A 24,205-nucleotide genomic window follows, 5' to 3' on the forward strand; every position below is an offset into this window, starting at 1 on the left:
AATTTTACGAAAATAATTTTAGAAACGCATCATTTTTAGAAGGCTATTCCTAATTGAACAGTCAAATTCGCGGAAACAGGTCGATCATTTCCGAATCGAATCGGAATGGGAACGGCTAGGTAATAATTGCTGAATTTATTTTTTTTAAGGACCTTATTAAAAACAGGGGTAAAGCCATAGCGTCCACTTGTCTCAAATGCCGCACGTCCTGCAAAAGTGTAGCCTTTCCCCAATCGATACAGGATACCAGGGTGAAAAGTAACATTATTCATTTTGTGACTCCCATTTTCACTTCGAATGGCAGGGATTACTTCAAATGAAAATCCCACCTTTTCTGTTTTCCAGATATTGAGGGCTATGGGAAATCCGACGGAATAAGAATTGCCAAAATTGCCTGAAGTGCTACCATCTGAAACCGTGATGATGGAATGAGCGATGCCCACATGACCTGCTAGCTTAGGGAATTGTTCTTGGGCCAATGTAGGGATTGAGAATAGTAGCATAGTGAAGTATAATACGTTCTTCATAACACAAAATATAAAGTCTATGGTTTATATAGATATATGTAAATATAGCAAATGAATTGGAATCAACCATGTTAAAAGCTTGATAATTGGTAATAATTAATATCCATGGGGATTTATTTTAAAGATGATGGATGCTAAAAATTATATGGGAGGATTGGTCTATACTTCTTAGATTATATTTGTATCTGTATTTATTGGAGTTAACTTGAAGACCTTTATATAAGAAAAATGCCTAATAAATTCGCCATTCTATTTTTACTACTTTGTAGTATCGTTTTTTCCGTAAAATCACAGGTTTCCCAAGTTACATTGTCAGGAGTTTTGAAAGATCAAGGAAATGGAAGTTCGATAGTTTATAGCAATGTCTTATTAAAGAAATCAAAGGATAGCAGCTTTGTTCAAGGAACCATCAGTGATGCAACTGGTAGATTTCGTATTAGTAATATAAAGCCTGGCAATTATTATTTACAGATAAGTATGGTGGGTTATCTGTTAAAAAAGCAAAATATATTTGTTGGGAGTTTAACTGAGTTTCTCGATGTCTCAACGATTGAACTAATTCCAAATCAACAGCAATTGCAGGAGGTAATCGTTACAGCAAAGCGCGACGAAATTGAAAACAAGCTAGATAAAAAGAGTTATACGCTGGAAAATAGTAGTTCGCAGGCTGGAGGATCTGTTTTGCAAGTGATGCAAAGTTTACCAGGAATTACAGTTCAAGATGGTAAACTGAATTTACGTGGAAGTTCACAGGTGGCAGTTTTAGTAGATGGTAAGCAAACTGCTCTTACGGGTTTTGGTGCTCAATCTGGGCTAGACAATATTCCTTCTTCGGCCATTGAAAAAATTGAAATTATCAATAATCCTTCTGCTAAGTATGATGCGAATGGAAATGCAGGTATCATCAATATTATATTTAAGAAAAGTAAGCAAGAAGGATTTAATGGGAAGATAGGATTGAGTGCAGGATTAGGAGCTTTAGGAATAAAAAAAGAGAATTTACCCAGTATTCGACCGCAGTTTCAAGCCACACCCAAACTAAATCCATCGCTTTCTCTTAATTATAGCAAGAAAAATGTGAACCTGTTTATGCAAGGAGACTTTAATTATACACCCACATTAAATAAAAATGAATTTGTAACAAGGACCTATGATTCAGGTGAAATAATTCAACAGCAAACGAAACGAAATAGGAGAACGACTATAGGAACTTTTATGGGAGGTCTTGACTGGAAAATGAATGAGCAAAATTCATTTAATTCATCCATTTTGTTTAGTAGTGAAAAAATATTGGATGATGGGGACGAACCATTTTTTAATCAAAATTTGACAGAGAGAAGGAGGTTATGGCAGTTTTTGGAGGATGAATTGAAAACAACAGTAACTGCCATGAATAATTTTCAGCATCGATTTGAGCAGCCTGGTCACGTCATCAATTTCAGCTTGAATTACACCTGGCATCAGGAAGATGAAAAGTATTTTTTTACCAATATTTATCCAAGTTATACAGGGTTGGATGCATTTAAATTAATGTCGGATGAACATGTTACGGATTTGAATGTTGATTATGTTAGGCCTTTGAAGTGGGGAAGAGTGGAGGCGGGTTTAAAGTATCGCTATCGTTTTATTCCTACGAGTATGCTATTTATTCCAGGATTAAATTCTCCACTCGATGTAACTGCGGGAGGTTGGGCTGATTATAAAGAAATTATTCCAGCCATTTATAGTAATTATATCCTTGAAAATGAGAAATATGAAGTGGAGGCAGGTTTGAGGATGGAGTACGTTACGGTCAAGTATGATATTGATCCTAAGCATAATACCTATAAAAGTGATGGCTATCAGTATGTACAACCTTTCCCCAATGTTCGTCTAGGATATAAACTTAATGAGAATAATAAATTATCTTTTTTCTTTAGTCGACGTGTGGATCGACCTGCGGAATTGGATATTCGTGTATTTCCGAAATACGATGATGCAGAAATTGTTAAGGTGGGAAATCCTGCCTTGAAACCGCAGTTTACTAATACGATGGAAATAGCGTATAAATCAAGTATTAATAGGGGATATTTGTATACGGCTATTTATCAACGATTAGCCGATGCAACTATAACCCGAATAGCAACGACCATTCCAGGCAATACCTTGATTTATCATATCATGCAGAATGCTGGAAAGAGTTCCAATTTGGGGCTTGAAATCGTTCTTTCTCAAGAACTATCGAAAGCTTTTTCCTTTAACCTTAATTTGAATGCGTATCAAAATCAGATAAATTCTTTTTCTGTATATAATCAATATCCTATTCCTACAACCTATACTTCTGGGCAAGATGAAATTTTTTCAGGAAGCGCTAAGTGGAACGGATTTTTTCATTTACCGAATCAATGGAATGTGCAATTTTCTGCTATTTATTTAGCACCTGACCTTATTCCACAAGGCAGAATTGGTCAGCGGTTTAGCTTTGATGTTGGAATTAAGAAAGCGCAAAAAAATGGAAAGGGAGAATATTTTATTAATGCTAGCGATCTATTCAATACCATGGTCATACATAAAGATATATTAGCCAAAGGTTTCCGTATGTTGTCTTCAGATTATTATGAAACGCAAGTTATTAGAGCTGGATATCAATGGAAATTTTAAGCTCATAATGAAACAAAAATAGCCGACTGATACATGTCAGTCGACTATTAAAAATTACCCCTTAATTATATTTTTATAGGCAGATTGAATAAAGATTCATAGTTAAAGTGCGCCATCTTGGCTAGCTCTTTTAACAGCATATTGTCCAATGGTTTTACCATGTTTTAAGCCCATGGTACAATCTAATCTCCAATGGATTAATCCATAAACTCGTGAATCAGAAGCTTGCTGGGCATAGGAATTAAATGTGCTGGCTTTTTGTGGAAAGAAGGCGGATAAAACCTCCGCGCCCGCTGCTGAAAAGGTAGAGTGCCCAGAGGTATAACTGGGAAAGTTGGGCAATCCTACAGAAGTTTTAAGGCCATATTGCTGTGGGCGGGGACTGTAATAATAATATTTGGTATCCCAGCATCCGATGCCCGCATCCATTTCGGCAGTTCCTAAATAGGCGAGCATTCTAGCCATGCGGACTTCACTGTACTTAGCTTCAAAACCTGCATTGGCTCCATAGCGATGCCAATGTCCTGGAGGAGTGTAAGTTCCAGGGCCATCTGCCCAGAAATTGGCAATGGCAGCTTGTTCTCGAGTTTGATTTTTATCAACCTCTACCAACTCTTCATAGTCTTTTTTGAACTCAGCAGAACCTTCAATATAAGGAATGGCAGGGCGAATAGCCTCCAAAGTAGCACGATCGAAGTTCCAGGTTTTTACATTTCCAAAAGTAGGAAGCATCGGTGGTCTTGCAGGGCTTTCTTGGCTTGTCCATACTTTCGTAAATCCTAAAGATTTGGAACGAGTAATCATATCTGATGTAGCTGCTTGATTGTTGGCTGCTCCCATACCATCAGCCTTGGCTTTTACCATTACCTTAGCTGCCACTCCGGCACCTAAACTTACACCGGCATTGATATCAGAACTTACGTTCATGCCAGCCCATAGTCGAGCGTTTTTACATTCTTCCAATTTAGATTTTAAAAACGGCCCTTCGCCAGGAAACATGGCCAATAAAATGACATAGCTAGCTTGTCCCACCACTGCATCTTCCGAAGGATAAGAAGGCAAATTGCTCATAGGTAATAAGGGTTTAATAGCTTTATCCACGTTACCTGGCGCCTGGCGGTTGTATTGGTATTTATATTTCCATGCACTGACTAATGCATCAAACTGCGCCACACTTAAATAGGCTAAGGCTCTTGATACATATGGAGGGTTGGCAAATGGGAATTTGGGGTCAGCTAAAGGATTCGTGGCATCTGGAACAGGGTATTTCCCTTCTGCATTAGCAGCCGGAGCAGAGTTATAGCGAGCGGATAATTCTCTGGCAATTTCATTCCATCTAAATACAGCGCCTGCTCCCCAATAAGCAACGATTTGCCTTTGTTCATTGGTTAAATTAGGTGCGACGATATTTTTAAGCGAATCGATTTCTTTTAGGTAAGTTGGGTCATTTGTCCCTACTGGAGCGGCAATGCTTACTTCAGTGGGTGAACTTAAAACAAAGGTCTTCCAAGAGCCTGCATTTTCATCGATATTGGCAGGTACATAAGGGGAAAGTAAAGCTTCAGATGCTGTGTTTTCACAGGATAGTAGAAAACTAAAGCACAGGAATGTAATAAAATAGTATATGTATTTTTTCATGATGTTCTAATGATTATTTAACCTTAAATAGGTACAATAAACCTACGGTTACGTTAGTACTTTGTCCAGCATTTTGTCCATCAAGGACGTAGGAAACTTTGGCACTTACTCCAAGCGATTTTGGCTGATATTTGGCATAGGCACCTACTGCCGTCATCGTCATGTCATTGGTAAGAAATGGCATAGAATTGCGACGAATATTGTCTCCGCCGACACAAGAAAAATGCTCTGCGAATACTTCCAACTGGTTTTCTTTTTTGATGTAACCCATTCGAAACATAGCGTCGAAGGCATTGGGGACTGCCACAGAACCTGAGTTTACCAGCTTTTCTCCATTCAAATAAGAGTCGCGATCTACGGTTACCTGACTTCTAACAATATAGGAACCTGTAGCACTGATGAATAAGTTGGAGGGTAAGTTATAGTGTAAGATGGCTCTGGCACTGAATGTTTTAGCTCCAATACCAATGGCCATGGGCATGAATTCAGTCACATAATTACTCATGGGAGTACTTATTCCGAGAGTCGCATGTCCATGCAATTGTTTGTAGTTAAATACTTGAGCTTTTAACCAAAGGCTGACATCTTGAAAGCCTTGTTGGCCCATCAAATTTCCTTGGCTAGCCTGGGTTTTTACATACGGAACCATCACTAGAGCATTTACTTTTTTGGTAATTCCATAGGCAATCATGGCTGATAAGGATTCTGTACTTAGCTTTCCTATATTAGGATTATCTCTTTTTAAGGAGTTTTCCCAATAATTCGTCCACGAAGAATTCCCATACATCAGGGCTCCACAGGCAATATTTTTATTCATGTAAATTTGATCATGTGGCATTTGTGCCATGATCGTATTCATGCTCAAAATAGAGATGAATACACACAGTAAAGTATGTTTCATTATGCTTAATTAATTTGAAATACAACAAACAGGAAAGAAGGGAATCTTTCAAGCTATTTTTCCAGAAATAATTAAGCTTGCCGGGGAGGAGAAAATAAGGCATCCTGGAAAGAGGATGTCTTTAACTTGGAATGTTGAAAGGGAGTGCTCTCATTAGGCCATTCTAAAATATAGAATATCCAAGCACTATTGGATTGACAATACTCTTTAACGAGTGTTTGAATTAATTTACTTTTAACAGGGGCTTTGTCAGGCTGATCACTTAAATGTTCATTGACTAAGTCAGCCAAATCCAAAAATTGATCACGGGCATTTTTATCATTAACTACGCGCGTATATAAGGTGTCATTTTCTATCTTTTGATCTACCATTTGATAGAAATCATCCCCTTGCTGTAATGCCCCTGAAGCTTCTTGAGGGATTTCCCGATTGCTGGGATAAGGTAAAGAAATAGGAATTTTTACCACATAAGAATCACTTTCTGAGTCGCTGTTTGCAAATTCAGTGCTTGAATCAGCCACATAACGTAATGCAAATCCACCTGCCTGATAGAGGAGAATAAACAATAGCAATATGGAGGCCAGTCTTTTCATTAATTCGCAAAAATAGCACAAATTAGCATAATTCCAATTATTTATATGGATTTTGTGTTATGTAACACCTTGCAGATCAAGTTTTTTCAAAAAATGGAAAGAAATCTGAAGCATATTTTTTTTATCACATTTATTTATCGTAATATTACGATTGATATGGGAGCAAGTAAGATTATTAATTATACCGAAGAGCAGATTTTAGTAGCAAAATATGCTAAGGCCTTATCGCATCCGGCTCGAATGGCTATTATGCAACTATTGTTGACGAAACAATCTTGCATTTGTGGTGATATTGTGGATGAGCTACCCATTTCTCAGTCGACCGTTTCTCAACATTTAAAAGAATTGAAAGAAGCGGGTTTGGTTAGAGGTCAAATAGATGGAGTATCGATTTGCTATTGTATCAATGAACCTGAGTGGGCTAAATTAACCGAATTGTTAGGTCATTTTTTTGAAAAACGGCACGTAAAAACAAGTAGTTGTTGTTAAATTTTTTTGTTTAAATCCATCGTAAAATTACGATTAATTAAAATCAACATACCATGAAAACAGAACAGGAATTAAAGGAAATTGTCAAGCAAAAATATGGCGAAATTGCCATGCAGGGAAAAGAAGAAAACATGGCTTCATGCTGTGGAGCTGGAGGATGCTCTACGGAGGTTTATAATATCATGTCGGAAGACTACACCACATTAGAAGGATATAATGCCGATGCGGATTTAGGTTTAGGATGTGGATTGCCTACACAATTTGCTAAAATGAAAAAGGGAGATGTGGTGGTAGATTTAGGTAGTGGAGCAGGAAATGATTGTTTCATTGCCCGCCATGAAGTAGGTGAAGCAGGCAAGGTGATTGGAGTAGACTTTACCCCACAAATGATAGAAAGAGCACGTATCAACGCGGAGATTAGAGGATTTAATAATGTTGAATTTCGACAAGGGGATATAGAAAACATGCCCATTTCAGCCAATGTAGCCGATGTCATTGTGAGTAATTGTGTATTGAATTTGGTGCCTAATAAAGCAGGGGTATTTCAAGATATATTTCGGGTATTAAAGCCAGGAGGCCATTTCAGCATTTCAGATGTAGTGCTTATTGGCGAGTTACCTTCAGGATTGCAGAAAGATGCGGAAATGTACGCAGGTTGTGTAGCAGGGGCCATTCAAAAAGAGGATTATATGCAATTAATTCAGATTAGTGGATTTGTGAATGTGCAAATTCAGAAAGAAAAGCCCATTGTTATTCCCAATGATATTTTGAGTCATTATTTGAGTGCTCAAGAGATCGAGGAATTTAAGTCTGGTAAAACAGGGATATTTTCGATTTCAGTGTATGCACAAAAGCCTAGTGAAGAAAATGCCTGTAAACCAGGTTCAGGTTGTTGCTAAATACGTATTATATGCAATCAAAGACACATATTTTAGTAGATTTGTGGGTCGAGTCTAGGACTCGATTCACCAAATTGTTGGATGGCATTACTGAGGCAGATTTACGAAAAAAGCTAGGGGAATCGCCGAATTCAGCTGGTTTTTTGATACGCCATATCGGGGATGTAGAATTGCTATTTGCTAAGAATGTGTTTGGAGATTCGTCGGTTAAAGTCGTGGCTAAAACGGTCATAGATCAAAAAGATTCTGGAGAATGGACTAATTTGGTTGAGCTAACTACCTATGTACAGGATTCCTTTGAAAAATTGTATTCCATCGTTTCTAAGCAAGGGGAAGAAGATTGGGAACAAATCATTACGACCAAAGAATTTGGAACGAAAACAAAATCTGAGGCATTTGGGAGAATTGTTTCGCATACGGCTTATCATGCAGGGCAGTTAGCCGTAGTTTTAAAATATGGTCAATTATAAATAATAGAATGATGGAGCAGGTTAAACTAGGTTTGCGAGAAAATTGGAAGCAGTTTGGTTTATTAGTGGTGATTAATGGGTTTGTTGGAGGAATGGTGGGCTTAGAGCGCTCCATTTTACCTCAAATTGCAGAGAAAGAATTTGCATTAGCAGCAAAAACGGCCATACTCTCATTCATCATTGTTTTCGGCATTGTCAAAGCCTTTTCTAACTATTTTGCCGGGAGTTTAGCTAATCGTTTTGGTCGGAAAAACCTGTTGGTTTTTGGTTGGATCATGGCCATACCGATACCATTTTTACTCATGTTTGCACCTAATTGGAATTGGGTAATTTTAGCCAATGTTTTTTTAGGGATTAATCAGGGCTTAGCGTGGAGCTCAACGGTAGTGATGAAGATCGATTTAGTGGGAGAGAAGCAGCGAGGACTAGCTATGGGAATTAATGAATCAGCGGGGTATTTGTCGGTGGCACTTTTTGCTTTTTTATCTGGATATATTGCTAATCAGTATGGGCTGCGACCTTATCCTTTTTATCTAGGAATAGTTTTGGTCATCTTGGGTTTATTGGGAAGTTATTTCTTCATAAAAGATACACGACAGCATGTGACACAAGAGGAGCAAACGAGTCGAATTCCACGATTGAAACAAATTTTCCAAGATACTACCTGGAAAAATCGAAATTTAGGGTCGGTTACTCAGGCAGGATTGATTAATAATTTAAACGATGGTATGATGTGGGGAATTTTTCCTATTCTGTTGGCGAGTAAGGATTTCGAATTAAAAGAAATAGGCATAATCACTGCTATATATCCAGCTGTTTGGGGTTTGGGGCAATTATTAACAGGTAAAATGTCGGACAAGTTTTGTAAAAAAGACATGTTATTTGTGGGAATGCTTTTGCAAGGAATCGCATTAATTCTTTTGATTTGGGCAGAAACGATAGGTCAATTTATGGGAATTTCCGCCTTATTGGGCTGGGGGACAGCGATGGTCTATCCTACATTTTTGGCTACTTTGGCGGAGAATACCCATCCTTTAGATCGGGCTAAAAGTATGGGAATCTTTAGGCTATGGAGAGATTTAGGGTATGCTATTGGAGCTTTGATGACAGGCATATTGGCCGACTACTTTGGGATACTTTCCGCGATTATTTTTATAGGAATTTTGACGTGTATGTCAGCACTACTTATTAAAATCCGAATGCGCTGTGGAGAAGGGGATTCAGTAAAAATTTGGGATTGGCTGATTGGGAAGAAAGCTACATCTACTTGCACAAACTCACATTCCATGGTTCAGTCGACGGAATGGATGATATCCTAAATTTTATCCTTTTAAAAAATGTTGCTTGATGTATTTACTGGTATAACCAACACGCTGGCTAATTTTTTCTATAGGAACTTGTTTGTATTTAAGATCTAATACAATTTCTTTTTTAATCTGTTTGATTAATTCCAAGGTGTTTTTGTCGTGTTTTTTTAATATCCGGTTTAGATGAACGCGTGAAATTCGGTAATGCTCAGCAATGCTTTCCACACTGATTAGGTGTTCATTTTTTAACATATCTTCCCGAATTCTTTCGGGAGTAATCTCCACTTTGGGTGTTTTGTAATTTTCGGGTATTCCTTGGTTTCGGTAGCGAATAAATACCATACTTCCTACGATGACCAGCAAGGTAAATCCCAGGGCAATTAGTAAGGATGTATCGACTTTGCCATCATCTATTATTTCTGGCTCCAAACTGGGTAAAATTTCATTGATGAGTTGGGGAAGATTAATGACATACAGGCCTTCTGTAGAGCCCGCAAATATTCTTTCGTTCCAGCTACTTAAAGCCCTTTTATTGAATTCTACATTTTCGATAATTTGAAAGACTTCTTTATTCTGCGTATAAAGAAATAGCCCTTCAAAGCTTGTGAACAGGATGTTGTTCCCAATAAATATGGATTGAATGATGTGTTTATGACGGAAAAGAAGGTGGCTTTTTTTCGTTTTTAAATCGAATTCATATAGGCCATCATTACAAGATAGAATGATTTGCTCTCCTTTGATGGTGATATCATAAATGGAAGATCCAATGTGGACAGATTCAATTTTTCGTTGAATCAAGTCATATACATATAATTTTCCATTGGCGTTTCCTAGTAAGAGCAGATTACCCAAATTTTCGATGTCATGAAACTGAGAACTATGCGTAATGATTTTGTTTACAGTATTTTTTTTAAGATTGATGGTTCCTATTGCCTCTGTTGATTGAAAATAAGTCAGTGCCCCAATTTTTATCAATTTTTTAAAATGTAAGATGTCTGTTTTCAAAGGTAGACGAATCCACTGATTGTTTATTAATTGATAAATGGGGTCAGAATTTAAATAATATTGATCGTCAATTTTATTGGTTTCTCCACTAGCGAAATGGGTTCCGGATATGGGTTTATTTGAAAACACTTCATTGGTAGAGTCTAGGAATATCCCAGCATAGGTGGCGATGATTCTGACATGATTGTCATTGTATATATGGCGTATCGACTTACCTCGATGTTGAATGGAATAGAATTTATGTATCCGATATTCTAGTAGAATTCCATTATAGCCTAGAAAATACGAATCACCAATAGTGGCTTCTGTCATATTATATTGGTCATAGCCTGGTAATAAATTGGCAATAGAACGATGGTTGATTTGATGACTTTCTGGGAACTGTAATGTACTAAATGTGCCGAATATATCTTGATTGTCGGTTTTGCTAATCCAAGTAAAGCGATCATTATCTTTTGGCGTGAATTTTAATTCATCAAAGCGGCCAGAATTGAATTTATATAAGTGATTATCTGTCCGGACGATAAGATTTCTTCCATCTCCGTCAATATTGACTATTTTCTCAGGTAGGGAGTACGTTTTAACAAAAACCGTGTCTTGTGCAAATGTGCACAGGCTCATCAATAGCCCACAAATGGTGAATAGTAGTCCTTCGCAAATTGGTTTAATGACGGCTTGCGTTTTTTGGATCATTTCTGGAAAAGATTCAGAATATTCTCTAAAAGTAACATTATTTTACTTTTTAGTAACAAATGTTCTTGATTTAGTACGCTAATTTAAAGAAAAATTTACGGCAATTATTTAATTTTGTAATTCAATTTGATTGCATGAAAATTCAATTTGGTTGAAAAATAGATTGCATAAAAAGTAGATTGATTGTTTGAAGGGATTTAATATCCGGTCTTTCATGAAAATTTGATTAATTATTAGAGAAATAAGTAGAACACGGGTTTTTAAAGTCTAGACTTAATTCAAGTCTAGACTTTTTTGTTTTTAATAGATCTTATCCCTCTATTCGGATTGATACACATGCACCTTGGAGTGCATCGTATATAAGCGAAATCCTTGACCCTTTGGCACAAGGATATTACTTGATTCATTATTCCCTATGATGGGATTTTGAGGGTATTTTGTCCAGTGGATAAGATCTTTAGAAACAGCTACATTACTTGACCATTCTCTCCAGTCTTTATAAGCTGTGGCATGATAATAACCATAATAGTAGCCTTGATGATAGATGACCTGATTCATGGCTACCCCATATAAGTCATAAGCCTCTGGGCCCATTTCTAATACGGGATGATCTTGCACATTGACCCAGTCGATGAGGTTAATGGATTTAGCTAGCCAAATGCCCAGGTCATCCCTTTCATAAAACAAATAATAGATGCCTTTCGCTACAATGACACAGGGTGTCCCAAAGGCTCCTTTATCGATTGGCTGGCCATTGGTTTTAGTAATCTTTAGATTTCCCAATTCTTTCCAGTCGGTTTTATTGGTTGAAATAAGTAGATGAGTCGTGTCTCCTTTACCTTCGGCAAACATGTAATAGCTTTTACCTTTTTTGAGAACGAATACATCTTCAATCCATTGCTTCGGATTGATGGGATTGGCAGGATGTTTTTTCCAGTGTAAGCCATCTGGTGAAGTGGCATATCCAAGATGCTTGATAGGGTCTCTTTTGGAATATCCTGTATACCACAGATGATAGCCATCTTTTTCTTTTAGTATGTAACCCCTTTCCCGAATTTGCTCATCCCAAGTTTGGGTGCCTGTGCCAGAAAAAATAGCTTCTTTGACCAAAGGTTTAAACTTGACTAAGGCATCAGGAAAGAGTGCTTGGCTTTGAGCAGAGAACGTGTAAAGGAGGACTATTAAATAGAATACTTTTTGAATGCCATGTTTCATAGTATGGACAGATTTAAAGATTGAATTGAGAATTCATTAGAGAAAGATGATAAATCAAAAAAAGTCACATGAATATCAGGTGACTTTTTTGCATTACACTTCATCAACAAACTAAATTCTTAAAATTAATACTCTCAAATTAGATAGATTCTTCTTAATTCACAATAGCTAATAGGAGAACATTGATTTCCTAACGATTATTTTTTATAAAAATTGTTAAATATGCTCTCAGATTAGTGCAAATGGCAAATTCTCATAAAAACCATTTACAGGTATGACCATTAATTCATAAAGAAGGCCTACTTTTTAAGTAGGCCTTCTTTTTACCATCCTGGATTTTGTACTAGTTTGGGGTTGGTAATTAAATCACCAGCAGGAATAGGATATAAATAGTGTTTGTTTTCCCATTTCCTTGGAATATTATTGAACCAAGTCAATTCTCCTGAGGAACCATTAGAAAGTAATTGAGGATTGGCTTTTCCACTGATTAATGGAGAGACTTCTACATAAGTTACACCCGATACTTTGGTAGGTAGTTTTTGGTAGAAAGCCACATCCAATTTGCCATCTTCATTTAAGTCCATAGGAGTATCCAAGCTGGGAACATACATGCCATTCCATTCCATTTGCATCAGTTCCCCTCTTCTCCATCTAACAATATCATCAAAACGGAAACCTTCTAAGCATAATTCGATACCTCTTTCTCTTCGAACTTCTAGAATAACGGGGTCAGTAATAGCTGGGAAATAAGTAGTTTGAAGGTAGGTGTCAATTACCTTAGGCAAGGTACTTGTTCCCCCCGTAATGCCGGCTCTTTTTCTTAGAAGCCCTATGCTTGCAGCCCAATCAGCATCTGTCAATGAACCTAATTCTGCTTTTGCTTCGGCATAATTCAGTAATACTTCAGCATATCGGATGATGGATACGGAGTTTATATTCAAATCGCGGGTATCATAATACATGTCATCCAATGCCCACTTAATCGGTTGATATCCTGTGAAAGTATAAGAGAATAATGGAGGAGCTGCTTCCACAACCCCATTGTTTAAGCGTTTGTAATCACCTGAGCGAATGGTTTGTTGTAAACGCTTATCTCTACCTTTCACTTCATCTTTAAATAACATGGTTTTATACGCTGGATTATTCGTAAAAGGAGTTCCATCAATATTCAAATAGGTATTGATGAATGATCGAATGAAGTTGGCCTTATCTCCGTAGGTTCCAGATGTCCAATACCAGTTACCATCATTTAAGTTGTTCAAAGCTAGGTCACATACAGCAGAAAGTATCACCTCAGTGGCCAATGGTGCAGGATTGATGAAAACTTGACGATATGATTTATCAACACCAGCCCCATCATATAATTTATAACCGGCTTCATCCATCACCACTTTGGCTGCCGCAGCGGCTTGCGTTAATAAGTTGGCAGAGCTAGAGCCCAAATTAAGGGTGGTTTGGTATTTTCTTAATGTACCTTCATATAGACAAACGCGTGATTTGAAAGCAAATGCTGCGTATTTTGTTACCAAACTACGGGTTCCTTCTGTTTTAGCTGTGATATTGGCACAAGCAAAATTTAAATCGGCAATGACAGAGTCCATGACCATCACGCGAGAGTCCCTACCTTTGTTTAGTAGCTCTGTATCTGACACATCCAATGGTTTATTGATCCATGGGACGTCTCCAAACCGTTTTACTTTTTCATAATAAAACCAAGCTCGAAAGAATCGAGCGATACCAATGTAGTTATTTCTAACGGCTAAAGGGACCTTAGGGTCGTTACAGTTTTTGATGAAATAATTGATATTTCTCAAATCAGACCAAGACCAGCCTGAACTCACCTCCGCACTAAAGTTACCTGGAGTGATGAAGGGTGGAGTGTCTTTTCTGGCGATGTAGTCCGACATGGCATCGGCACGATGTAAGTTTTTACCATTCATCATATTATAGAATGAATTGGTATATAGTATAAGGCCACTTTCACTACTGAAAATAGGGCCTTTGGTGGTCGTTGCCTCTGGAATTTCTTCCAAACTACATCCAAAAAATAAACTGGATGTGAAAAGTAGGCAGAAGATATAGTTAAGTTTCATGATCTTTTGTTAAAATTTTAAGGTTGTTTTACCTGCTGAGAATGTCATTTGTAAGTTGATTCTCGGCTCATTAAAATGTAATAGATAAACCTAGTGTTACACTTTTCATCAATGGATAGTTATAACCATCGCCTGAGTTTCCTCCTGGAGAGAACACTTGATCAGATGCTACGGCATTTTCAACATCTATATCACGAGTAATTTTAAATAGCGGGGAAGCTGTCCAAATGTTTTCGGCTGAAACATATACTCGAGCAGCAGAAGAACCAATTTTGGAAGCGATCTGACTCGGTAAATTATAACCAATTTGGATGTTTTTCAATCGGATATAACGCACATCCTGCATGTATTTAGTTTGAGGTGCGGATAAAGTTCCATTCGCATTACTAGCGATACGAGAAACATATCTTGGGAAGTAGGCATTAACATTATCTTCTTTCCAAATATTGCCTAGTTGACTTTTTGGTATATCTCCATAAGGTCTATTGTATTGTCCCCAGAATAAATTAGCCTCTCTACTAGGATACCAATTTTGCTGTCCTATACCTTGGAAAAATGCAGAGAAAAAGAAGTCTTTCCAATCAGCACCTAACATAATACCATAGGTATAACGTGGCGTAGAATTTCCAATGATGGACCTGTCTCCTGGATTACTTACACGGCTAGTACCCGGAGTAATTCTACCATCCCCATTGGAATCAACAAATTTAATGTCTCCAGGGAACCAAAGGCCACTGTTGGCGCTACGGAACAAATCTTGTTTAGCACTTTTGGCAACATCATCTGCTGAAGTAAAATATCCAGCTGTGGTATAGCCCCAAATTTCTCCCATCACCTGTCCTTCATAGTAGTCACTCAATAATTTTTGAGGATTATTGTATTTTTTTATGACTGCAGTATAATCAGATAGGGTCAAGCGAACATTGAATTTTAATGGACTAGAGGCCACATTGACTTGGTCATTATAGGATAGTAACATTTCCCAGCCTTTGGTTTCTAAGTCGGCATAGTTTCCTTTCGGGGCCGTTGCTCCAAATACAGCAGGTAAAGTTAAACCTACGGTAAACATATCTGTTGTCGTTCTAATATATGCGTCTGCATTAAAATGCAAGCGGTTATTTAACATAGATAAGTCAATTCCAATGTTTTTTGTGGTTGCTGTTTCCCAAGTTAAACCTTCTGGAATCACCGTAGGATTCGTAGTAAACTGTGGTCTTTGTCCGTTCAAAACTAAACCAGATTGAGCAATATTAAACTGTTCCAAATAAGCGTAGGAATTGATATTTCCATTACCCAAGGATCCATAAGATGCGCGAAGCTTTAAGTCGGTAATTAGTTTTTCTGGGACATTCCAAAATGCTTCTTTAGAGAGTCTCCATCCTAACGAATAAGAAGGGAAGAAAGCAAAGCGTTGATTACTTGGAAATTTAGATGAGCCATCATATCGAGCATTAACTTCCAATAAATATCGGTCTTTGAACGAGTAGTTTAAGCGAGAGAAACCTCCCATGATTTTCCAAACTTCCCATCCTCCACTAGTTACGATGGATTGACCTAATGCCAGGTTAATGTCATTGGCTCCCTCAAAAATTAATCCATTTCTTTGGGCGGATAATCTTTTGAATCTAGATTCTTCGTAGTTGTATCCGGCCATCACTTTTAAGTAGTGATCTTCATGAAAGGTATTTTCATATTCCGTATACAGGTTGGTTGTCATGTAGTTCGTTTCCCTATATACGTCATTGATAAAATTAGTGGTCGTTCCCACATACGAAATAACCCCTGGTTTTACGCTATATGGCACAGGTACAGCCTTGGTTCTATCATTATTGTCTGTGGTTTGAATGGTGACATCACCTTTAACGCGTAATTTGTTTTTGAAGAAATCAGCGGCAAAGCCAGTTGTATTTCTAAATACTCGCTTATCATTATCAATTCCATTTTTACCATAATAAAAATCACCAATACTATAAGCAGCAGAAAATGATATGGTGCCATCTGGATTCAACATTGGGGACATTGGGTGCCCTTCATCCGCAATATTTCTCCAAATACCACCACCTTCACCTACATTTAGTGGGTTGTGGTATTTCATGTTGGAGAATTGAGTGAAGTTGGTCACTTTTAACCACGGATACAGTTGAACACTTCCTTTTCCCGAGAAATTTAGCATTTGATAGTCGTCAGAATTGTATCTGAATAAACCATCCTGATCGAAATAGCGCCCAGTTAATAAGTAACTCGCTTTATCACTACTTCCTGAGATACTCAGATTATGTTCTTTAGATGTAGTTACCTTTTTATATAAATGACCATAGTAATCCGTGCTGCCATAATAGACATATTCCCCGGTTACTGGATCAATCTCGTAATCTGGTAGACCTCCTACTTCTTTTCTTCGTTTGAATTCATTCAGATAAGCCTGAGAGAATTTCATGGTTTTGTTGACATTCTGAGGAAAACTTCCCTGAAAGTTGACAAATGACTCGGCAAACATCGAGGCAAAAGTGTAGCCATCCGTAACTAGCTCAGGAACTGCAATTGGGTTTTTTATAGAATAATTGGAGGAATAGGTCACGGAGGTTTTTCCTTTGGTTGGATTTTTTGTCGTGATTAACACCACACCAAATACCCCCCTTGCTCCATAAATGGATGCCGAAGCGGCATCTTTCAATAAGGTTATTGTGGCGATATCATTGGGATTTAATAAGCTAGGATCTCCTTCCACGTTATCAATTAAGACCAAGGCATTTCCTCCTTGACCAATGGATGTAGTACCCCGAATATTAAAACTAGGTGCTTGATTAGGTTTACCATCACCCATCTTGATATTTAAATTGGGCATAACGCCTTGTAGACCTTGATTTAAATTGGTTAAAGGCCTGTTATCAAATACCTCACTACTGACTTGGTCCACCGCTCCGGTTAAGTTGGCCTTTTTCTGACTACCATAACCTACCACGACCACCTCCGTCAATAATTTGGTATCTACTTTTAATTTAACTGTAAGACTGGATTGATTCCCCACTTCTATTTCTTGGGGAATGTAGCCCACAAAGGAGAATGCTAAAATGGATTTTTCATTGTCAACATTGATTTTGAAATTACCATTGATGTCTGTGGTAGTTCCACGAGTACTACCTTTTTGAGTAACAGAAACTCCTGGTATAGGAGCCCCATTTTCTTCCGTAACTTTCCCTATGACTGATTTGTCAATTTGGGATGCGGCGCTCGCCCAAGTGGAGTGAACAGCTCCACAAAGCAGGGTAAAATAGAGAATGCACATTCTCAGGTATGAGACATGTTGTCTCATGGTCTGATTTTTTTTCATAGAGTATAATTGTTAGGTTGATTGGATACTTCCAGATTCTCCAGATAGGAGGATGGGAAGGGAGGTGTTCGTTTTTATAGTTGGTGTAATTATAGAAACCAAATTACAGAAAAATAGTAAAATACAAAGATTAACTTGGATAAATTTATTTTTAAGCATATAAATAAGGGAATTTTCCACAAAAGTGCCTCCCAGCTTTAAACTAAAGAGAAGGAACATATTAAGTATTGATGAAATCTCTATGTCTCGAGATTCTATTGTTTGCTGGATTTTTATTCATGTAGATTAAGTATTATTCCATACCAAACCCCGTAAATTCGTTTCAATAAATCACACAATCCATGTCAAATATTCAATTGATTATCGAAGAGCGGGCGGCCAATATTGGAAATTTTATGGTAGGCAGGTTGCTACCTTTTCGCCAAAAAAGGATGGTTGGACCTTTTTCATTTATTGATCACATGGGGCCCACCAAATTAAGCGAAAGGGAGAATTTAGATGTACTGGCTCATCCACATATTGGATTATCTACCTTAACATATTTGTTTGAAGGTAGTATCATGCATCGTGATACACTTGGTTCTGCCTTAGAAATTAAACCAGGGGAAGTAAATTGGATGACTGCCGGGAAAGGGATTGTCCATTCAGAAAAGACCCCTGAATATTTACGTCATTCCGATAAGGTATTGCATGGTTTGCAGATTTGGGTAGCATTGCCCAAAGAACTGGAACAAATGGAGCCCTCGTTTGTACATATTGGCCAAGAGGAATTACCCACCTGGAATGAGGGGGGCACTCAATTTACCTTGATTGCCGGAAAAGCATTTGGTAGAGAATCTGCCGTACCAGTGTATAGTCCTTTGTACATGATTGAAGTCAGGAGTCAGGAAAGAACGGAGCTTTCTATGGGGGATCAGCTCTTTGGAGAATCTGGAATATATATTTTGCAAGGAGCCATTGAAGAAGAAGGGAATTACTTTGGCCCCAAACAATTGTTGATTGCCCATGACCATAGCTTATGTACTTTTACGATGGAAGCCAATAGCATCATATATATTTTTGGAGGAGAACCATTTCCTGAGGAGCGCTTTATCAATTGGAATTTTGTTTCGAGTGATAAGGCCTTGATTGAAAAAGCGAAAGACGATTGGATAAATCAGCGTTTCGATAAAATAGCTGGAGAGGAAAATGAATTTGTTCCTTATCCAAGTTTTAAAAAATAAGTCACTATGGGAAAAATTACATCGCATGTAGGTCATGCACTTTATCAAGTAGACATTCAAAGTGATTCTGGGAATCAATTAGTAGCGGATGAACCTCAAGAGCTAGGAGGAGGCAATACGGGATTTTCCCCTGATGAGCTTTTGAGAGCGGCTTTAGCAGCTTGTACCACTGCCACTTTACGTATGTATGCCAATCGTAAGGGTTGGGACCTGCAAGGAGTACATTTGGAATTGGATTTTGTTTGGGATAAGGAACTCAGTAAAACCACGATTCGTCGGGAAATACACTTGATAGGAAATTTGGATGAGGCCCAAAGAGAAAGACTTTTGGGCATAGCCAACCTCTGTCCTATTCACAAAGTACTTAGTAACCCCATTGAAATCATTACAAGCTTAACATGAAATTATAGAACTTGGCCAAAAATCTGACCTTGGTTTTCCCAAACGATGTAGGCTTGTTGAGCATTGATGGCTTTCATGATCGGAAATTTACCATTACCCAAGGATTTTGGATCATCTGTTTTATTTGATTTCAGGAAAATTTGACCCATATGACTCCATGTAATCCACTGGCCTGAAGACAACATGACGGTGGAGGCGTTTTTCCCTGGCCCTACCAGCTTTTCTTCTCCCTGTATTCCGGAGGTATAGAGGTTCTCAGCCCTGCGCCAAACGCTAACAATTTCTCCATTGGGTGCTATATCTAGACTTCCACCATCCATAGGACAAGCATTTAAAACCCAAGTGCCCATTCCTAATTTCTGAGCTTGACCAAATGATTTTCCGCCATCTTGGGATTGAATCACATACATATCTCTAGCTCCTTGAAGCCAATTTCGAAACATGATAGCGATATGACCATCTTTCATCATGATATTAGGTTGGCAGCATTCACAGATACTAGATTCTGGTGATGCATACACCAATTGATTTTTTTGCCAAGTTTTGCCTCCATCGACCGAGGTGCTCGACATTAATTTATTTTTTTGATTGTTTCTTAAATCCAACCAAATGACCGTGAATTGATGTTTTTCGTTGGCCGCAATGGCGTTAAATCCTTCTTTGGCAATTTCTGGAATATCATTTACTCGATTTTTTACCCATACATTATTTCCCGATTTTCTAAATGCATAGATATTTCCAGATTTATCAACAGCGGTAATGATGGTTAGTTTATTGGAGCTAGCAATTCTGGGTCCTCGAGATGCTCCCAAATGTAATCCAACCAAGGAGTCAACAAGGCTAGGTTCAGAGAAATGCTTTCCCTGATCCAAGGAAAAGGAATAAAAGAGCTTATTTTTTTGGCCAAATACCAGCTCTATTTTACCTGATTTATCTAGGCAAATATCAGGTTGTTGGCCTTTGGTATTAAATAAGGATACTTGAGCCCAAGCCAATGGACTAATCAATAAGCAAAATAAGAATTTGAGCATCTTTTGTAGAGAGTAGAGTTTGACAAAGAAAACTCATTTACTGCAAAATTGCTAGTCATGAAAGAATCATTGATATTAATTTAATACTTTTAAACCTAGATAAATTATCAAGCTTAGCATAAATCATCAATCAACATGAGAAAAATTCATTTAGTGTTTGTCGGCCTACTATGTTCTATTTCAGCCATAGGTCAGTCGATTGATAAAATCATCAACATCAAAGAAGTGGAGCGTATCGAACGATATTTAGCTTCAGACGAATTGGCTGGTAGGAAACCTTTTACTCCGGGAATAGAGAAGGCTGCGCAATTTATTTCGGATGAATTTGCTAATGCCAAATTAAAAAAGTGGGGGAATTCAACGAGTTATTTACAGACTTTTCAGGTATATAAGCCTACGCTTAAGTCCATTCAGGCAAGTTTAAACGGGGAGGTTATTGATAGCAAAAAAGTCGTGCTCATTGGCAAGGAAACGAAAACCATCATCCAAGAAAATTCAGCTTATTCTCAAGCGACGATAGCGAAAGGGGAAAATTTCTTTCAATCGGCCTATCGTTTTATATCGGGTAAAACACCTACGGTGGTTTGGGTGGATGAGGATTTTGCGGCTTTGTTTGCTCGTTTGAGTAACCGCAATTTGTTACGAGAGAATCAAGTGAATGTGGCTTTTATTTTATCCAATAAGGCCGCTACACGTTTTAAAATTGAAGTGGAGAATGACATCACGCCCATGCCACTGAGTAATGTGGTGGGTATAATTCCAGGTAGGTCATTGGCGAATGAGTATGTCATTTTCTCTGGTCATTATGATCACTTGGGGGTGATGCCCAACCGAGCGGTGAAAGGAGATTCTATTTACAATGGGGCAAATGACGACGCTGCTGGAACCACGGGTATGATGATGTTGGCCAAGTATTTTAAGAAATGGAATAAAAATGAGCGGACATTGATCTTTGCTGCTTTCACGGCAGAGGAAAGCGGAGGCTTTGGGGCCACGTATTTTTCAGAACAGTTTGACCCAGCTGCGGTGAAAGCGATGGTCAATTTAGAGATGATAGGTACAGAAAGTAAGTGGGGCAAGAATAGCGCATATATTACTGGATTTGAAAAAACTGATATGGGAGCTATTTTGCAGAAAAATCTAGAAGGAACGGGTTTTACCTTCCATCCAGATCCATATACAGATCAAAACTTGTTCTATCGTTCAGATAATGCCACGTTGGCTAGATTAGGTGTGCCAGCACATACCATTTCTACTTCCAAAATGGACAATGAGCCTAATTACCACAAGCCCAGTGACCAAGTCGAGACCTTGGATTTGGAAAATATGACGGCCATTATTAAGTCCATTGCTTTAAGTGCACAAAGCATCATTTCTGGTAAAGATACCCCAAGCCGAGTAGATACTTCCCAATTGAAATAAACCAGAAGACTATATTCAGAATGAAAATTAATTATGTGAAGAATTATGCTGATTTGAGTGAAAAAGCGAGTGCGAGTATCATTCAATCAGTCAAAGAAAAATCCGATTTACTATTTTGTGCAGCCACTGGAGGATCCCCTACAGGCATGTATGCTCACATGCACCAGGCCCATGTCGCTCATCCATCCTTGTTTTCAGCCATGCGCACCATTAAAATGGATGAATGGGGAATCATTCCATCTGAGCATCCTGATTCCTGTGAAAGTTATTTGAAGAAACACTTATTGGGACCATTGGATATATCAGAAGATCGCTATTTCAGTTTTGATCCCAATTTGAAAGATTATCAGTCGGAATGTAATCGAGTGCAACAATATATTGAGCAAGAGGGCCCCATGGATATCTGTATTTTGGGATTGGGTAAAAATGGGCATATTGCTTTCAATGAACCAGGCGACTATTTGCAGGCTCCTTTTCACAAGGCTATTTTGGCAGAATCGACCATACAACATGATCCAACTTTATCCCAAGGAGCCGAGCCAGCTTTTGGCTTATGTGTAGGTATGGAAGGAATTTTACAGGCTAAAAAAATCATATTTCTGATTACAGGAAAAGGGAAACAGGAGGCGTATAAAACCATCATGGAGAAGAAAATCACGACGAACTGTCCAGCTACTTTTTTGTGGATGCACCCCAACGTAGAGTGTTATGTAGATCAAGAAGCCATTTAATACAGAATTAAGCCATCAATTCACCCAATGGGGTGAATCAACCTATTTAATAATTAAGAACAATGGAATTTTTACAAGCCATAGGAGATTGGATCGTTGGATTTTTTGGATTTGATGATCTGATGGAGTTTCTTCAGAACAAAGCTTTTGCCGATTTTTTAACTTATGATGGGATCAGAGTTTTGGTTAGACCTTTATTCCCCATCACCTTGGTGCTAGAACTAACCCGAGGTCTACTTTTCAAAAGCTTTGGTCTGAGTCACTATAAAATCCCCTTTTTTAGTTATGTGCTGAATGCCTTTATTGGTAAGTATTTATCGCTAGGAATGACAGTGATATGCATTGGATTTTTTGAACCCAAGGCACCCTTTCATGTTTCGTTTACGTGGTACTGGTTTATTTATGGTTACATCGTCTGGGAGTTTGCCCATTTTATTTACCATTATTTAGCTCATAAAGTTCGATTGTTTTGGTGTTTACATTCCACACACCATGCTCCTGAAAACATGAATTTAGCAGTTTCCTATGCCCACTTTTTCTTGGAGGGCCCTTATGCAGATATCATTCGTGCTAGCATTTGTATTTTGGCAGGACTTCCTCCAGCCATGCTTTTTGCTATCATGTTTATTGATGGCACTTGGGGTGCATTTATACATATAGGTGATCATTTAGTCAAAGATGCCCGCATGGGAAAATTGGGGAATTTTATGCTGAGTCCAGCACACCATCGGGTACATCATGCGCGAAATGTGCAGTATATGGATACCAATTTTTGTAATTTATTGAATATCTGGGATCGCGTGTTTAACACGTATCAACCAGAATTAGATGATGTGAAGGTGGAGTATGGAATTACTCGTGAGATGAAGCCGAATCATTTTTTAGATGCTTATTTTGGGGAGATTATAGCTTTAGCCAAGGATGTTTACCACGCTCCAGGCTTTAGCAACAAGCTATTGTATATTTTTATGCCTCCGGGCTGGAGCCATACAGGCCAGCATAAAACGGCCGCTGCCATGAAAAAAGAGGCGGGAATAGCGGAAGTCTAGTCTATATTAATGCTGTTTGGTTCGGAAAAATAAGGCAGGAATAGACATTAAAATATAGATGAGGTTGAAGCCAATGATGGCAAATTTTAGGCCTGCTAACCAACTTGTCAGGATATAAATGATGGAGGAATGCATGCCTGCCAGAGAAATGATCATTCCGGTATTTTCTGCCATGTCACAAAAGAAAGCCAATAGGGTAGCATTTTTCAGTAATAGGCCTATTTGCTGAACCAGTTTACTACGGTGTCTATGAGCGAAAATGGAAAGGGTGAGTTGGAAGAAATAGGTGTAAATGGGGATATATAAAAAGTCGATAGCTATATTCCAGCGAAGCGTTTGGATATCCCAGCTAGCCACGATTTTTTGAAATAAGTCATCTGTTTGGGCAAATTCCAGATGTACGATTCCCAAGGGAGTAAAGCTGTTTTTTAGCACGGATCCCTGCCATTGCATGAGGTAACTAAAGCCAAGCAATAGGGCAAAACTGACAATCCATTTTTGATTTAGTTTCATGGTAATATGGTGTTGAAAGAGCCCATGTAATTC

General features: G+C 38.2%; 20 protein-coding genes. 10 read left to right on the plus strand and 10 right to left on the minus strand.

Annotated features, from left to right (window positions below; genetic code table 11):
• Positions 1 to 35: 35 nt before the first annotated feature.
• The gene (locus tag EWU23_RS04455) at positions 36 to 527 is read right to left on the minus strand and encodes a hypothetical protein (RefSeq protein WP_166229272.1); all 492 of its coding nucleotides are present in this window, start codon (positions 525 to 527) and stop codon (positions 36 to 38) included.
• A 228-nt stretch (positions 528 to 755) separates the two neighbouring features.
• Between EWU23_RS04455 and EWU23_RS04460 the strand changes: the two genes are divergently transcribed.
• Positions 756 to 3,167, plus strand: coding sequence for a TonB-dependent receptor domain-containing protein (locus tag EWU23_RS04460; RefSeq protein ID WP_166229274.1), 2,412 nt, complete (start codon positions 756 to 758; stop codon positions 3,165 to 3,167).
• A gap of 102 nt (positions 3,168 to 3,269) precedes the next feature.
• Here EWU23_RS04460 and EWU23_RS04465 read toward each other — a convergent pair whose 3' ends face one another.
• From EWU23_RS04465 to EWU23_RS04475, 3 genes are all read right to left on the minus strand, one after another.
• Entirely contained in the window at positions 3,270 to 4,805 is a 1,536-nt protein-coding gene (locus tag EWU23_RS04465) for a phosphatase PAP2 family protein (protein ID WP_166229276.1), read from the minus strand.
• Positions 4,806 to 4,818: 13 nt separating this feature from the next.
• The gene (locus EWU23_RS04470) at positions 4,819 to 5,706 is read right to left on the minus strand and encodes a hypothetical protein (protein ID WP_166229278.1); all 888 of its coding nucleotides are present in this window, start codon (positions 5,704 to 5,706) and stop codon (positions 4,819 to 4,821) included.
• A gap of 71 nt (positions 5,707 to 5,777) precedes the next feature.
• Complete coding sequence (locus EWU23_RS04475) at positions 5,778 to 6,299, minus strand: hypothetical protein (RefSeq protein WP_166229281.1); 522 nt, start codon at positions 6,297 to 6,299, stop codon at positions 5,778 to 5,780.
• Between the two features lie 93 nt (positions 6,300 to 6,392).
• Here EWU23_RS04475 and EWU23_RS04480 point away from each other — a divergent pair, with 93 nt between their 5' ends.
• From EWU23_RS04480 to EWU23_RS04495, 4 genes are read left to right on the plus strand one after another with little or no spacing between them, the layout of a single operon-like run.
• The gene (locus EWU23_RS04480) at positions 6,393 to 6,788 is read left to right on the plus strand and encodes an ArsR/SmtB family transcription factor (RefSeq protein WP_394367299.1); all 396 of its coding nucleotides are present in this window, start codon (positions 6,393 to 6,395) and stop codon (positions 6,786 to 6,788) included.
• A 53-nt stretch (positions 6,789 to 6,841) separates the two neighbouring features.
• Positions 6,842 to 7,687: an arsenite methyltransferase gene (locus tag EWU23_RS04485; protein ID WP_166229283.1), complete on the plus strand. Its 846-nt coding sequence runs from the start codon at positions 6,842 to 6,844 to the stop codon at positions 7,685 to 7,687.
• An 11-nt stretch (positions 7,688 to 7,698) separates the two neighbouring features.
• Positions 7,699 to 8,157 (plus strand): DinB family protein, encoded by a 459-nt coding sequence (locus tag EWU23_RS04490; protein ID WP_166229285.1) that lies wholly within the window; start codon positions 7,699 to 7,701, stop codon positions 8,155 to 8,157.
• Between the two features lie 11 nt (positions 8,158 to 8,168).
• Positions 8,169 to 9,476 (plus strand): MFS transporter, encoded by a 1,308-nt coding sequence (locus tag EWU23_RS04495; RefSeq protein WP_166229799.1) that lies wholly within the window; start codon positions 8,169 to 8,171, stop codon positions 9,474 to 9,476.
• Positions 9,477 to 9,479: 3 nt separating this feature from the next.
• Here EWU23_RS04495 and EWU23_RS04500 read toward each other — a convergent pair whose 3' ends face one another.
• The 4 genes from EWU23_RS04500 to EWU23_RS04515 all read right to left on the minus strand — a co-directional run bounded on the left by EWU23_RS04500 (position 9,480) and on the right by EWU23_RS04515 (position 17,801).
• Positions 9,480 to 11,162: a helix-turn-helix transcriptional regulator gene (locus tag EWU23_RS04500; RefSeq protein ID WP_166229287.1), complete on the minus strand. Its 1,683-nt coding sequence runs from the start codon at positions 11,160 to 11,162 to the stop codon at positions 9,480 to 9,482.
• A gap of 318 nt (positions 11,163 to 11,480) precedes the next feature.
• A complete protein-coding gene (locus EWU23_RS04505; protein WP_166229289.1) occupies positions 11,481 to 12,377 on the minus strand; it encodes a glycoside hydrolase family protein in 897 nt (298 codons plus the stop codon).
• Positions 12,378 to 12,700: 323 nt separating this feature from the next.
• Positions 12,701 to 14,470, minus strand: a complete 1,770-nt coding sequence (locus tag EWU23_RS04510; RefSeq protein WP_166229291.1) for a RagB/SusD family nutrient uptake outer membrane protein — start codon at positions 14,468 to 14,470, stop codon at positions 12,701 to 12,703.
• A 70-nt stretch (positions 14,471 to 14,540) separates the two neighbouring features.
• Positions 14,541 to 17,801, minus strand: a complete 3,261-nt coding sequence (locus EWU23_RS04515; RefSeq protein WP_166229293.1) for a SusC/RagA family TonB-linked outer membrane protein — start codon at positions 17,799 to 17,801, stop codon at positions 14,541 to 14,543.
• Between the two features lie 341 nt (positions 17,802 to 18,142).
• On the opposite strand from EWU23_RS04515, the gene EWU23_RS04520 reads away from it, so the two are divergent.
• Positions 18,143 to 19,024: a pirin family protein gene (locus EWU23_RS04520; RefSeq protein ID WP_166229295.1), complete on the plus strand. Its 882-nt coding sequence runs from the start codon at positions 18,143 to 18,145 to the stop codon at positions 19,022 to 19,024.
• A 6-nt stretch (positions 19,025 to 19,030) separates the two neighbouring features.
• Positions 19,031 to 19,426 (plus strand): OsmC family protein, encoded by a 396-nt coding sequence (locus EWU23_RS04525; RefSeq protein ID WP_166229298.1) that lies wholly within the window; start codon positions 19,031 to 19,033, stop codon positions 19,424 to 19,426.
• Positions 19,427 to 19,428: 2 nt separating this feature from the next.
• Here the strand turns inward: EWU23_RS04525 and EWU23_RS04530 are convergent, their stop codons facing one another.
• Entirely contained in the window at positions 19,429 to 20,457 is a 1,029-nt protein-coding gene (locus EWU23_RS04530) for a sialidase family protein (RefSeq protein ID WP_166229300.1), read from the minus strand.
• Positions 20,458 to 20,592: 135 nt separating this feature from the next.
• On the opposite strand from EWU23_RS04530, the gene EWU23_RS04535 reads away from it, so the two are divergent.
• The 3 genes from EWU23_RS04535 (at position 20,593) to EWU23_RS04545 (ending at position 23,659) form a co-directional block, all read left to right on the plus strand.
• Entirely contained in the window at positions 20,593 to 21,879 is a 1,287-nt protein-coding gene (locus EWU23_RS04535; RefSeq protein ID WP_166229302.1) for a M28 family peptidase, read from the plus strand.
• Positions 21,880 to 21,899: 20 nt separating this feature from the next.
• Positions 21,900 to 22,610 (plus strand): 6-phosphogluconolactonase, encoded by a 711-nt coding sequence (locus EWU23_RS04540; protein WP_166229304.1) that lies wholly within the window; start codon positions 21,900 to 21,902, stop codon positions 22,608 to 22,610.
• A 62-nt stretch (positions 22,611 to 22,672) separates the two neighbouring features.
• Positions 22,673 to 23,659: a sterol desaturase family protein gene (locus EWU23_RS04545; protein ID WP_166229306.1), complete on the plus strand. Its 987-nt coding sequence runs from the start codon at positions 22,673 to 22,675 to the stop codon at positions 23,657 to 23,659.
• Between the two features lie 6 nt (positions 23,660 to 23,665).
• Here the strand turns inward: EWU23_RS04545 and EWU23_RS04550 are convergent, their stop codons facing one another.
• Entirely contained in the window at positions 23,666 to 24,172 is a 507-nt protein-coding gene (locus EWU23_RS04550) for a hypothetical protein (protein WP_166229308.1), read from the minus strand.
• Positions 24,173 to 24,205 lie beyond the last annotated feature (33 nt).

The organism is Aquirufa beregesia (assembly GCF_011090385.1).
GTDB classification, from domain to species: Bacteria; Bacteroidota; Bacteroidia; order Cytophagales; family Spirosomataceae; genus Aquirufa; species Aquirufa beregesia.